Here is a 13321-nt window from a genome sequence, read left to right on the forward strand (position 1 = left end):
CATGTATCGCAATAAAGCCATGAACCGCACGCGCCTGCTGAGATGGCCAGAAAGCCTGCTCGTCCTGCTCATCGCCGTGCTTCTCGCCTCGTGCGATGCGCTGAGCGACTTCGGCGACATGAACGTCGATCCCACGCAGGCCTCCACCATCGATCCCGGCATGCAGTTTTCCACGGTACAGCTGGCCACAGCCGGCTCCCGCTACGAAACCTGGCGCGTCAACCTGATCTATGGCGAAGCTATCGTGCAGCACCTGGCCCATACCTGGTGGGCCGGCGACAAGTACACCTTCAACGAAGACTGGGCGACTTCGCTGTGGCGCACCGCCTATTCAGGCGCGGGAGTGTCCTGGCGCGCCGCTGTCAAAAACATCGAAGACCTGAAGGCTCGTCTTGAGGAAGCGAAGGCTAACGGCGAGTCGGTTGACAACCTACTGGCCGCCGTACGAATCTGGCGCGTGCTGATCTACCACCGCATTACCGACACCTACGGGGATACGCCTTACTCCGAGGCGGGCAAAGGTTATCTGGAAGGCATTTTCGCGCCCCGTTACGACCCGCAGCAGGAGATCTACATGGACATGCTGAAGGAGCTGGAAGAGGCCGTGGCCCAGTTCGATCCATCTCAACCCACGTTCGGCAACGCGGACCTCGTTTACGGGGGGGACATCACGAAATGGAAGAAGTTCGGCAACGCCCTCATGCTGCGGCTGGCCATGCGGCTGGTGAAGGTCGATCCGGCTACCGCTCAGCAGTGGGCCGTCAGGGCCATCAACGGCGGCGTAATGGAAAGCAACGACGACATTGTCTACATGCGCCATCAGACCGGCCCCTCTACCGGACCGGCCGGCATCAACACCAATGCCAACAGCGAAGTGTTTGCCGTGGACGTTCCGCGGCTCAGTCAGACGTTCGTTAACTGGCTTAAAGCGCATAACGACCCGCGCCTGCCTGTTCTTGGGGCCGTCATCAAGGACGGACAGGTCATCACCGATCCGACCGAGCAGAAAGGCATGCCCAATGGCTACGACGCCAACACGATCCAGAACCACCCGAGCTGGACGGGAAGCCTTGATGACTATTCGCGGGTCAATCCGCTGCTGACCGGCCTGGACGATCCATTTTTCTTTGTGACCTACGCCCAGACGGCCCTGCTGCGGGCCGAAGCGGCCGTGCGCGGCTGGACGAGCGAAGACCCGGCCACACTTTACGCCGAAGGGGTCCGGGCCGCCATGAAGCAACTGTCGCTCTACGATGCGAGCGGGGCGGCCGACATCGACGACGCAGCGATCGACGCCTACCTGGCCGCCAATCCGCTCAGCAGCGACCCCGACGAAGCCCTGCGCCAGATTAACGAACAGTACTGGGCTGCCACGTTCCTTGACGGCATCGAAGCCTGGGCCAACTGGCGCCGCAGCGGCTATCCCGTACTGGAGCCGGCACCGGTCGATGACCCCAATCCCTACCCGGGTAACGTGACCAACGGCCAGATCCCGCGGCGGCTGACCTATCCGCCTTCCGAGGGCGTGCTGAACGCGGAAAACTACCAGGAAGCCCTCAGCCGTCAGGGGCTGCGCGGCGACCCCAGCGACATGGCCGTGCCTGTCTGGTGGGACCGGCAATGAACCTCCCCCGGCCGGTTCCATGAAAGGCCCGCACGCTTTCCAGCGGCGGGCCTTTTTTGCTCCCCGGACCGCATCGCTGGTTTCTCCGACGAATTGTTCTTTTCTTTCAAAAAGAAAAACTTAAACCGCTGCGCGCACCATGCGAACCGTTCGGATTCTGCTGCTGACCGGCCTGCTGCCTGCCCTGACGCTGGCCCGGCACCCCGAGCGCCTGACCGTTTACTGGGGCGTGGTTGCCAACCAGGACAACGGCCGGGCCCGCTGGGAACTGACCCTGGTCAACCAGGACACCGTGGCGCTGCCCGCCTCGGGCTGGACACTCTATTTCAACTTCATGCGTCCGATCCTGCCTGAAAGCGCCCCGCCTTCGGTGCGGCTCACGCACGTCAACGGCGACTTCTACCGCCTGGACCCCACCGACACGTTCGCGCCGCTGCCGCCGGGCGCACGCCGCACGCTGTCGTTCGAATCGATGGGTCCCCTCATCAAGGCCATCGACGCTCCCTCGGGGCTCTACCTCGTCTTCCAAGAGGCGCCGAACCGTCCGGTCCCGATCCAGGATGTGCGCGTGCTGCCCTTCGCCTCGGAGTTTCAGACGCGACGGCATCTGGCCGATCGGCTGCCTGTGCCCACACCGGCCCTGCGCTACTACCGGAACGCCCCGCTCCGACTGCTGCCGGCCGACAGTCTGACGCCGGTCATCCCAACCCCGCGCCATCTTACGCGCCGGGAAGGGCACTGGACGCTCGACCGCACGGCCGCCATCGCCTACGATCCCGCCCTGGCCCGCGAGGCGGCCTTCCTGGCCGACGTACTGGCGTCGCTGCTGGACGCACGGCCCCTCCTGCTGGAAGGCGCCGACCAGCCCGCCACGATCCGCCTGCGCCTCGGCGCGGTTCGCCTGCCCGACGGCCCGGCCGGCCCGGAGGCCTACCACCTGATCGTGGACCCGGAAGCGGGCATCACGCTCACCGGCACCGACGCGGCCGGGGTCTTCTACGGTATCCAGACACTGCAACAGCTCATCGATCCGTCCTTCTATCGACAGACGTCCGAGGCCATCCCGATCCCGGCGCTCGAAGTGCGTGATGCGCCGCGCTTCGGCTACCGGGGCCTGCACCTCGACGTGGCTCGCAACTTTCATCCGAAGGAGGTGGTGCTCCGGTTGCTCGACCTGATGGCGCGCTACAAGCTCAACCGGTTCCACTTTCACCTGACCGACGACGAGGGCTGGCGCCTGGAGATCGAGGGCCTGCCCGAACTGACCGAAGTGGGTGGCTGCCGCGGCCACACCGAAACGGAAGCAACCTGCCTGGTGCCGTCCCATGGTTCCGGACCGATCCCCGGCCGGCCGCCTGGAAGCGGCTACTACACGCGCGAAGACTTTGTCGAAATCCTGCGCTACGCCACGGCCCGGCACATCGAGGTGATCCCCGAGATCGACGTGCCCGGCCATGCCCGCGCGGCCATCAAAGCCATGGAAGCCCGCTATGCCCGCCTGAAGGCGGCCGGCCGCCCGGAAGCCGAGGCGGCCGCCTACCGGCTCGTCGACCCGGCCGACACGTCCGTCTACCGCTCCGTGCAGGGCTGGAACGACAACGTGATCAACGTCTGCCTGCCCTCGACCTACCGCTTTCTGGAAAAGGTGGTGGACGAACTCCGGCGGCTCTACGACGAAGCCGGGGCGCCGCTCCGCGTGGTGCACACCGGCGGCGACGAGGTGCCGCACGGGGCCTGGGCCGGCTCGCCCGCCTGCCGGGCCGTCATGCAGGCCGAAGGCCTCGACGATCCGGCCGCGCTGCAGCAGTACTTCCTGGACCGGTTCGATCAGATCCTGCGACGGCGCGGGCTGCGCACGGCGGGCTGGGAAGAGATCGGGCTCGTCGCCACCGAGGAAAACGGCCGGCGCGTGCACCGTCCCAACCCGCGCTTCCGCGATCGGGGCTTCCTGGTCTACGCCTGGAACAACATCTGGGGTAGCGGCGCCGAGGATCATGCCTACCGGCTTGCCAATGCGGGCTACGACGTGGTGCTCTCGCTGGCCTCGAACCTGTACTTCGATCTGGCCTACACGAAGCATCCCGACGAGGCCGGGCTCTACTGGGCGGGATTTGTGGACAACGACGCGCCGTACCGCCTGGAGCCGTTCGATCTGTTTCTGGGTCCGATCCAGCACTGGCTGGGCCACACGCTCCCACCCGAAGCGTTCGTCCACCACGAGCGTCTGACGGCCGAAGGACGGCCTCGCATCGTGGGGCTGCAGGGCCAGCTCTGGGGCGAGACGCTGCGCACGCCGGACCGGGTCTTCTACATGGCCGTGCCTCGGATGCTGGCGCTGGCCGAACGCGCCTGGGCCGAACGTCCGGCCTGGAGCCGGATTGCCGATCCGGAAGCACGGCAACGCGCCCTGCAGACGGCCTGGAATGCGTTTGCCAACCGGCTGGGCCAGCGCGAACTGCCCCGGCTCGATGCGCTCTACGGCGAGGCCGTGCCCTACCGCCTGCCGCCGCCCGGCGCCGTCGTCGAGGACGGCTACCTGAAGGCCAACGTGGCACTCCCGGGCCTGACGATCCGCTACACGCTGGACGGCAGCGAACCCACAGCTGATTCACCCCGGTACACGGAGCCGGTCCGACTTGAAGGACACGGCGAAGTGCGCCTGCGCACGTTCGACACGAACGGACGCGGCAGCCGCACCGTGCACGTGGTTTACTGAGCGAGGTTGTTGCGCCGGAATAAACCTGCGCGGCCAGCTTGTAGTGCGCCACGGAGGCGCCAGCCGAAGTGGCACGCTTCCGAAGCGGCGTGCCGCTTCGCTTCGTGCCCGCCTGTAAGCCCGAGCGCGTTCGTGTCACCGAACGCCCAGCACCCGGTCGAGCAGCCGCTCCAGCACCCCGTGCAGCGGGCGGTAGGCCTCGGCCGGGTGCGCCAGGAGCGTCTCCGCCGGTTGCACGTAGGCCGAGCGGGCACGGGCGGCTTCCAGCTCCGCCCGACCGGCGCGCACGAGCGCCTGCACGCTCGCGGGCGTCATCTCCAGATGAAACTGCAGCCCCAGCGCCCGGTCTTCCCAGACGAACGCCTGATGGGCACAGGCTGCGCTTTCCATGAGGTGCACCGCGCCCGGTGGCGGATCGAACGTATCGCCATGCCAGTGAAAGACGGTCAATTCGTCGGGCACGTCGGCCAGCAGCGGATGCACGCGCCCCTGCGACGTGCGGCGCACCGGAAACCAGCCGATCTCGGGCTGCGGCCCCGGATAGACACGCCCGCCCAGCACCTCGGCCAGGAGTTGCGCCCCCAGGCACACCCCCACCACCGGCCCACCCGCTTCGAGCACGGCCCGAAGGAACGCCTTCTCATCCCAAAGCCACGGGTAACGATCTTCGTCGTAGACGCCCATCGGGCCGCCCATCACCACCACACCCTCGACGGCCTCCGGCTCGGGCAACGTCTCATACGATTTTCAGGAAATTATAGTGCATGTGAGGAAGCATGGGCGCACACTGCGGTGCGCCCCTACAGATCCCTGACATTTTCCCTATTCCGTAGGGGCGGACCCCTGTGTCCGCCCGATCATACCCGCCGGATCACGTCCGCCACACGGGGTGTGGCACCCTCATGCACCGGTAAATCAGCGATCCCATATCATCTGCATAGAAGCGCGTAAACGACAGCCGATGCCCGCGCTGCTGCGCCCACGTGGCAATGTGCGCAGGCCCTTCGAACGGGACATGCTGCAACACGTGCAGGTGCATACCACGCTGCAGTTTAAAACAACGCAGCTCAAAAAATAATCAGGACAGAATAGTCATCACTGATTTAGTAGCCACATCGGATCAACAGCATCAATGGGCCGGCGTCAGCCAGACGAAGTCGCCCAGGCCCATGTGCTGCGCCGGATCGAACCGAAGTGGGTCGGCCGACGGGCGAAGCACCACCACCAGCATACGCGTACCGGGCCGGTAGCGACGCAGCATCTCGGGCGTGCCCAGACGTGCTTCCACGTGAAAGGCGCCGGTCACGTGCACGATGAGCGCTTCGGGCTGGCGCATCAGGTGCTCGGCCAGCGTGTAGGCCATCGTGGCGTCCCAGAGCGCCTGCGCCTGCAGCAACCGCTCCGGATCGACCTGCACGGGTCCATGACCGGCGCCGCGCATCAGGTTCAGGAAGCGCCGCCGATACAGGTCCGACGGCTCGGGATAAGGGAGCGGCAGCAGGTAGGCCCGCGCCTGCGGCGAAAGCACCGCCAGCGCCTCGCGCCCGAGACGACTGACCCGGTTCACGTAGCGACGGGGCGCGTTGGCGGCCAGGATCGTCCAGCCGTGTGCCCGGGCAAACTCCACCAGCGGCCGGTAGTCCCTTTCGTAGTTTCGCCAGGGACGAGCGGCCTCCAGGAATTGCGCCTCGGTGATCAGCCCTTCCCGGTACTCGTCGAGTACGAGCTGCACGTCGCGCTCGAACATCTCCAGCGAGAGCACCAGCGGCCGCTCGTCGCCGTAGCGCTCCTGTAGCGCCTCCAGCACGCGGAGTTGCCGCCGGTGCGCCACCGTGTCGTCGTGCTGCTCACCCAGAAAGACCACCTCGACGGCCCCGGCCACTTCCAGCAGTTGTGCCCATGAAGCCGGGCGCCCGTCGGCCGTGAACAGGCCGGGCTCGGGCGCCTGCGCCCGAACCCCCAACGCCACGAGCAGGCTTCCGATCAGCAGAATTCGGCGATTCATGACTTCTTCCGGCGACCGCGGCGACGTTTCTTCCCGGGCGGGGCGTTCTGCTCGGACGCAGGCGCCTCGACTTCCGATTCGGGACGGATCCCCCTGCGGTGCCCTTCCTGCACGTAGAGGGCATCCACCAGCATGGCCAGCAGCTCCGGCTCTTCCTGCGCCAGTTGCTCCACCAGCGGCACGAAGCGCGCAATCCGCTCCCGGTCCAGACTGGTCGTTTCGCGGTAGCGGTCTTCGAGCAGCGCGACGGCGCGTTCGGCCACCCGCTCGGCCACGACCTCGGGCGTGGGCAACGTGCCCTTTTCGAGCGGAATGTCGTACTGTCGCGCAATCGCGCGAAGCCGCGCCTCTTCGAGCGGCGTCACCAGCACGATCGTGGTGCCTTCCTTCCCCACGCGCCCGGTGCGTCCGGATCGGTGCACGTAGTACTCGGGATCCTGGGGCACGTCGTACATGAACACGTGGCTCAGGTCCGAGATGTCGATGCCGCGCGCCGCCACATCGGTAGCCACCAGCAGGCGGAGCTGGCCCTTCCGGAGCCGGTCCATGATCCGCTCCCGCTGTTTCTGCGGCAGGTCGCCCGTGATCGCGTCGGCATTGTAGCCATAGTTTTTGAGAAACTGCCCCAGGTACTCGACGTCACGCTTCGTGTTGGCGAAGATGATGGCCGACTCCGGATTTTCCAGTTCGATGAGCTGCACGAGCGCCCGGTCTTTCTCCATGGGCGGCACGATGAAGTAGCGGTGCTCGATGGTCTCGGCCGCGATCCGATCCGTGCTCAGCGACACGTAGGCCGGATCTTTCAGAAACTCACGGGCCAGTGCCTGCACGCGCGGCGGAATCGTGGCACTGAACATAGCCGTGTTGCGCGCGCGTGGCAGGTAGCGCTTGAGCTGGCGCATGGCCGGGTAGAAGCCCATCGAGAGCATCTCGTCGGCCTCGTCGAAGACGAGCACCTGGAGCGCGCCCAGCCGGAGCGCCCCGCGTTCGATCAGGTCCAGAATGCGACCGGGGGTGCCGATCACCACCTGGGCACCCTGCTCCAGCGCCTTGAGCTGCGGACCGTAGCGCACGCCACCGTAGACGAGCACGGCCCGAAGCGACTGCGCCCCGGATACGCCTGCTTTCATCTGCTCGAACGCTTCAAAGATCTGCCGGGCCAGCTCGCGCGTGGGCGTCAGAATCAGCGCCTGCACCTGTCCGCGAGAAGGGTCCAGCCGCTCGAACAGCGGCAGCAGAAAGGCGCCGGTTTTGCCCGAACCGGTCTGCGACTGGACGATCACGTCGCGACCTTCCAGCAGATAGGGCAACGTGCGGCGCTGCACCGGCATCAGCTCGGTCCAGCCGATCGCGCGGGCGGCCTGCTGCATGCGTTCGGGCAGCTCCGCAAGGGATACTTCCGGCAACGGCGCGCCGGTGGCCTGAACGGCCGCCGCCTCCTGTTTTTTCTGCTGAGCCCGTCGCGTCAGATCGATGACGGTGGTGTAGGGCGAGCGAACCGGTTCTTCGGCCATGGTTTTCCTGTGGTTTTGATCAAAACAGATGCGGCGGCCAGAGGCCGCCGTTTTTCCCAACGCCGAAGCCCGCCGGTTCGATCCGAAGCGCCTACATGGCCATGCCGCCGTCGACGTGCAGCACGTGTCCGGTAATGTAGCCGGCGGCAGGCGAGGCGAGAAACAGCACGGCCTGCGCCACGTCTTCGGGCGTGCCCGGCCGGCCCAGCGGAATGCCGCTCAGCATGGCCTGACGGGCCTGTTCGGGCAGCGCGGCCGTCATGTCGGTTTCGATGTAGCCGGGCGCCACCACGTTCACCGTAATGCCCCGGCTGCCCAGCTCCCGCGCCAGGCTCTTCGAGAAGCCGATGATGCCGGCCTTCGAGGCCGCATAGTTCGTCTGCCCGGCATTGCCCACCACGCCCACCACCGACGAGATGTTGATGATGCGGCCGCTGCGCTGGCGCATCATGGGCCGGTAGACGTGCTTGCAGAAGTTGAACACGCTTTTCAGATTGGCCGCCAGCACGGCATCCCAGTCCGCCTCGTTCATGCGGAGCAGCAGGTTGTCGCGCGTGATCCCGGCATTGTTCACGAGCACGTCGATCTTCCCCCAGGCCTCCAGCACGGCCTCCACGACGCGTCCGGCCGCCTCGAAGTCGGCCGCATCGGCCTGAAAGGCCAGCACCTCGGTCCCCTGCGCTTCGAGCTGCGCCTTGAGCGCCTCGGCCTCCTGCACGGAGCTGCGATAGGTGAAGGCGACGCGGGCGCCGGCCTTTGCGAAGGCCTCCACGATGGCGCGGCCGATGCCGCGCGTACCGCCGGTCACCAGTACGGACTGCCCGGAGAAATCGAACGTCATGGCTCAGGAGGTTTGCTGCAGGAGAGATTCCAGTTCGTCGGCCGTTCCGGCCGTGGCCACTTCCACGTCACGGCCCAGCGTGCGCCGCACCAGCCCCGTCAACACGTTGCCCGGTCCCACCTCCAGGAACGACGTGAAGCCGTCGGCCTGCATGCGGTGCAGGATCTGCGTGAAGCGCACCGGGGCGAGCATCTGCTCGACGAGTCGGGCCCGGATCTCTTCGGGATCGGTGGTAGGCGCCGCCGTCACGTTCAGATAGACGGGACAGCGGGGCGTCTCGAGCGGCACCTCGGCAATGGCTTCGGCCAGCTTCCGGCTGGCCTCCTCCATGAGCGGCGAGTGGAAAGCCCCGCTGACGGGCAGCATCACCACGCGGCGGGCACCACGGGCCTTCGCTTTTTCGGCCGCCTGCTCCACGGCCGCCACTTCGCCCGAGATGACCACCTGACCCGGCGCGTTGTAGTTGGCCGGCTGCACGAAGCCCCCGCCTTCGTCCACCACCTCGCGGCAGAGCGCCTCGACGGCCTCGTCGTCCAGCCCCAGAATGGCCGCCATCGTGCCGGGCCGCGTGCGGCCGGCTTCGGCCATGAGCTGGCCGCGGAGCCGCACCAGTCGAAGCCCGTCCTCGAACGAAAGCGCGCCGGCGGCCGCCAGCGCGCTGTACTCGCCCAGGCTGTGGCCGGCCACCGCGTCGGGACGCCGTCCGGCTGCTTCGAGTACGGTCACCACGGCCAGACTGTGCACGTAAAGCGCCGGCTGCGTGATGTCGGTCTGCGCCAGCGCCGAAGCGGCCGCTTCGGCATCGTCGGTGTGTGTGCCGAACATGTAGGCGGTCAGCGGAAAGCCCAGCAACCGATCGGCTGCTTCCAGACGTGCCCGGGCCTCCGGGAAGCGTTCCATCAGATCCCGGGCCATGCCTACCCGTTGCGATCCCTGTCCGGGAAACAACCAGACCTGCGCCATTGCGCTCAGGCGTTTTCGGTGGAAGTTTCGGCGGTAGCCTCGGCCGCGGCCGCCACTTTATCCCCGTCGTAGGCCCATTTCAGGTAGATAGCCCCCCAGGTGAAACCGCCGCCAAAAGCGGCCAGAATCAGGTTGTCCCCTCGCCGGAGTTGCCGTTCCCAGTCGTACAGACAGAGCGGAATGGTGGCCGCCGTCGTATTGCCGTAGCGATCGATGTTGACCATGACCTTGTCGGGCGAAAGCCCCATGCGGCGCGCCGTGGCGTCGATAATGCGAAGGTTGGCCTGGTGGGGCACCAGATAGCGCACGTCGTCGGCCGTCAGGTTGTTGCGCTCCATGATCTCGACGGCCACCTGCGCCATCCCCTCGACGGCCAGCTTAAAGACAGCACGGCCCTCCTGGTGCAGATAGTGCATCTTGCGATCGACCGTCTCGTGGGTGGGCGGGTTCAGGCTGCCGCCCCCCAGCATGCAGAGCAGTTCCCAGTTGTTGCCATCACAGTGCTCGACCGAATCGATCACGCCACACTCCGGATCCGGCTCGAGCAGCACGGCCGCCGCCGCATCGCCGAACAGAATACAGTTCTTTCGATCCGTATAGTCGGTGATCGTGCTCATCTTATCGGCGCCGATCACCATCACCCGCTTGTGCTTGCCGCTTTCGATGAAGCGGGCGGCCGTCGAGAGCGCAAACAGAAAACCGCTGCAGGCGGCCGAGAGATCGAACCCCCAGGCGTTACGGGCTCCCAGGTTGGCCTGGACCAGACAGGCCGTGGCCGGGAAGAACATGTCGGGCGTGACCGTGGCCACAATGATCAACTCGACATCCTCGGGATCCATCCCGCGCTTCCGGAGGCACTCCCGGGCCGCCTCGGTGGCCATGTACGAAGTGGCCTTGTTTGGATCCCGCAGAATGCGGCGTTCCCGAATGCCGGTGCGCGTGCGGATCCACTCGTCGCTGGTGTCGACCATCTTTTCCAGATCGGCATTCGTCAGCCGATCTTCGGGTAGAAAATGGCCGACGGCGGTAATGGCTGCGTAGGGCATTGCTCCCGTTTGCGGTTACGTGCAGTTCAGGCTGGATGAAAGGCGGCGGCAATGGAGCGAACCACGTCCTGCTCGACCAGCTCGGCCGCGGCCTGGATCATGCGGGCAATGGCTCGGGCTGAAGAGCTACCGTGTCCGATCACGACGGCACCGTTGACGCCCAGCAGCGGCGCCCCCCCGTATTCTTCATAGTCGAAGCGACGCAGCACACCGCGGAGCAATCCCAGCACCTGTCGCTGTTGCGCGGCGTCGAGCCCCTGCGCCGCCATTTCCTGGCGGAGCATCTCGACGAAGGCCGTCACCATGCTCTCGCCCAGTTTGAGCATCACGTTGCCTACGAAGCCGTCGCACACGACCACGTCGGCCACATGGTGCATCAGATCCCGACCCTCGACGTTGCCGCGGAAGTTCAGATCCGGCGCGGCCCGCAACAGCTCGTAGGCCGCCTTCGTGAGCGCATTGCCCTTACCGGGCTCTTCCCCGACGTTCAGCAGGCCCACGACCGGCCGTTCGACATGCCAGACGCGCTCGACGAAGATCGATCCCATCCGGGCGAATTGAAGCAGGTGCTCGGGCTTGCAGTCGACGTTCGTGCCGATGTCGAGCACCAGGCAACGGCCCTTCGTCGTGGGGAAAAAGCCCACCACCGACGGACGCGAGACCTCGGGCAAACGCCCCAGAATGAACAGCGCGGCGGCCATGATGGCCCCGGTGTTTCCGGCGCTGGCGAACACGTCGGCCTCGCCCCGGGCGACGGCCTGCAGCCCCAGATGGATCGAAGAGCGCAGCTTGGTCTTGACGGCCACGGCGGGCGACTCGGCCATGCCGATCACGTCCGGCGCATCGACGAGCCGAAGACCCTCACGCCCCAGCGCCTGACGGGCCGCCAGCTCGGCCTCCACCACCGGGCGGGGGCCGTAGAGCTGGATCTCCAGGCGCCCGGGGGCCGCCTCAAGCGCCTGTAACGCACCCTCGACGACGACCGCGGGCGCGGCGTCGCCTCCCATGGCATCAACGGCAACACGCAGGGCCATGTGTGCAATCTGCGGACTTGGTCAGGACAGTGCTGGAAGTCTACGCTTCGGCCGGGGAAAAAAACAAGGGCCGCCCGCAACCATTCGGACGGCCTTCGGCATCAGGCAAACTCTTCCACATCGACCACCTTGCGCCCGCGGTAGTAGCCGCACGAGGGGCAGGCATGGTGCCGCAGCTTCATGTTGCCACAGTTGGGGCATTCCATCAGAGGCAATGGCTTCTCCACCAGCCGCCGGTAGTAAACGGCCCGACGCTTCCGTGTGCGCGACTTCGAGTGTCTCCGTTTCGGGTTGGCCATGGCTGTATGCGAATGGTTTTATGTTGTCAGAGATTTCGAAGTTTTTTCAGGGCTTCCCAGCGCGGATCGATCGGGGGCTCCTCGGGTTCCGGCTCCTCCGGCGCGCCAAATTGCGTCGGAATCGGGATCGACTCGGCGCCCGGTTTCACCTTGCGCATGGGGATCGCCAGCAGCAACGTATCCCGCACCACATCCGTCAGGTCCACGAACCGATCCGCCGTACGCAGCTCGCGAACCTCCTCCACATCATCCCGGCTTACGGCCGCCCCCGGAGGCGCATAGAACAGCGAATAGGTCCCCTCGACGGGCTGCTTGAACAGCTCCAGCGTGCGGTCGCACTCCAGCGTCGCCGTAGCGCCGGCCCAGAGCTGCACCAGCAACCGCCCGTTTTCATAGGTAAGCCCCAGCTCCACGCGGATGTCCTCGAACACGCCGGGGTCCAGATCCAGTGCCTCCGCCGAGGGCGTCAGCGCCATTCGCTGAAACCCCTCGCGCAGGGCGGCCAGCTCAATCCGCACCATGATCCGTTCCGCTCCGGTTCATCCCGATAAACAGCCGCAAATCAACGAGACGAGCCCGTGGGAGTTCCGCTTCAGCGCAGCAGCCAGGCCCACAGCGCATAGAGTCCCGAGCCCAGCAACAACAGGATCATCAGCCAGGCAACCGCCCGGTGCACCGGCGAGGTGGTCGGAAACTCGTAGCCGCAGTAGGGACAGACCTCGGCTTCCTCTTCGACCGGCAGGGCGCACGACGGACACTCCCGCATCGGCACGTTCGTTCGGTTTCAGTCAATCTTCTTCTCCAGGGGTCAACCCGAAAGGCGACCGGCAGGTTCAAGCGCCCTCGCCTGCTAAACACCAGGGTTCAGCATCGTGAAAATGTCCGGGACGTCTTGCAGTTCAGCCCGACATGCCGTAGCATTTGAGCGGGGTTTACGCTGGGGTAACATGCCCCCTTTCCACCACCCAGGCATTGTGGATAACCTGTGGAAAATTTACAGACCTGACCTGATTATTGGCCGCATCCTGCACCGCCGTCCTCTTCCTGTGGACGGCGTGTGCATTTTAATCAGAAAATAACGCGACAAAACTTGAAAAACAAAAGACTTGCGCAAAAACCTTGATGTGGACAACCTGTGGAAAACCTGGGAATTTTTGGAACGAACCCCACCATCCAGCCGACGTGAAATGCACAGGATGTGCATAACGTGTGCATAATTCCGGGGGTGTCCTCTGCAGACGCCCGCGCACCCGGCCACCGAAACGCCGCACAACCCGTT

At 65.8% G+C, this 13321-nt stretch carries 12 protein-coding genes; 2 read left to right on the forward strand and 10 right to left on the reverse strand.

The features are described from left to right. Position 1: 1 nt before the first annotated feature. Positions 2–1624: a SusD/RagB family nutrient-binding outer membrane lipoprotein gene (locus tag GYH26_RS14955; protein WP_161542327.1), complete on the forward strand. Its 1623-nt coding sequence runs from the start codon at positions 2–4 to the stop codon at positions 1622–1624. A gap of 139 nt (positions 1625–1763) precedes the next feature. Beyond that, complete coding sequence (locus GYH26_RS14960; protein WP_161542328.1) at positions 1764–4340, forward strand: family 20 glycosylhydrolase; 2577 nt, start codon at positions 1764–1766, stop codon at positions 4338–4340. A gap of 135 nt (positions 4341–4475) precedes the next feature. Here the strand turns inward: GYH26_RS14960 and GYH26_RS14965 are convergent, their stop codons facing one another. The 10 genes from GYH26_RS14965 to GYH26_RS15015 form a co-directional block, all read right to left on the reverse strand. After that, positions 4476–5072, reverse strand: a complete 597-nt coding sequence (locus GYH26_RS14965; RefSeq protein ID WP_242006495.1) for a type 1 glutamine amidotransferase — start codon at positions 5070–5072, stop codon at positions 4476–4478. Between the two features lie 397 nt (positions 5073–5469). Then, on the reverse strand, positions 5470–6345 hold the full coding sequence (locus tag GYH26_RS14975) for a ChaN family lipoprotein (RefSeq protein WP_161542329.1): 876 nt from the start codon (positions 6343–6345) through the stop codon (positions 5470–5472). Continuing rightward, a complete protein-coding gene (locus GYH26_RS14980; protein ID WP_014068238.1) occupies positions 6342–7859 on the reverse strand; it encodes a DEAD/DEAH box helicase in 1518 nt (505 codons plus the stop codon). Before GYH26_RS14980 ends, GYH26_RS14975 begins: the two co-directional genes overlap by 4 nt. Positions 7860–7950: 91 nt before the next feature. Next, positions 7951–8700, reverse strand: a complete 750-nt coding sequence (fabG, locus tag GYH26_RS14985) for a 3-oxoacyl-[acyl-carrier-protein] reductase (RefSeq protein WP_014068239.1) — start codon at positions 8698–8700, stop codon at positions 7951–7953. A gap of 3 nt (positions 8701–8703) precedes the next feature. Beyond that, the gene (gene fabD, locus GYH26_RS14990; protein WP_161542330.1) at positions 8704–9663 is read right to left on the reverse strand and encodes an ACP S-malonyltransferase; all 960 of its coding nucleotides are present in this window, start codon (positions 9661–9663) and stop codon (positions 8704–8706) included. Between the two features lie 5 nt (positions 9664–9668). After that, complete coding sequence (locus GYH26_RS14995) at positions 9669–10709, reverse strand: beta-ketoacyl-ACP synthase III (RefSeq protein WP_014068241.1); 1041 nt, start codon at positions 10707–10709, stop codon at positions 9669–9671. Positions 10710–10735: 26 nt separating this feature from the next. Further along, positions 10736–11743, reverse strand: a complete 1008-nt coding sequence (plsX, locus tag GYH26_RS15000; protein ID WP_014068242.1) for a phosphate acyltransferase PlsX — start codon at positions 11741–11743, stop codon at positions 10736–10738. A 101-nt stretch (positions 11744–11844) separates the two neighbouring features. Then, on the reverse strand, positions 11845–12042 hold the full coding sequence (rpmF, locus tag GYH26_RS15005; protein WP_012845283.1) for a 50S ribosomal protein L32: 198 nt from the start codon (positions 12040–12042) through the stop codon (positions 11845–11847). 26 nt (positions 12043–12068) lie between these two features. Beyond that, positions 12069–12563 (reverse strand): YceD family protein, encoded by a 495-nt coding sequence (locus GYH26_RS15010; RefSeq protein WP_014068243.1) that lies wholly within the window; start codon positions 12561–12563, stop codon positions 12069–12071. 71 nt (positions 12564–12634) lie between these two features. Beyond that, entirely contained in the window at positions 12635–12808 is a 174-nt protein-coding gene (locus tag GYH26_RS15015; protein ID WP_014068244.1) for a zinc ribbon domain-containing protein, read from the reverse strand. Between the last annotated feature and the right edge of the window lie 513 nt (positions 12809–13321).

This window comes from Rhodothermus marinus (assembly GCF_009936275.1).
Lineage (GTDB): Bacteria > Bacteroidota > Rhodothermia > Rhodothermales > Rhodothermaceae > Rhodothermus > Rhodothermus marinus_A.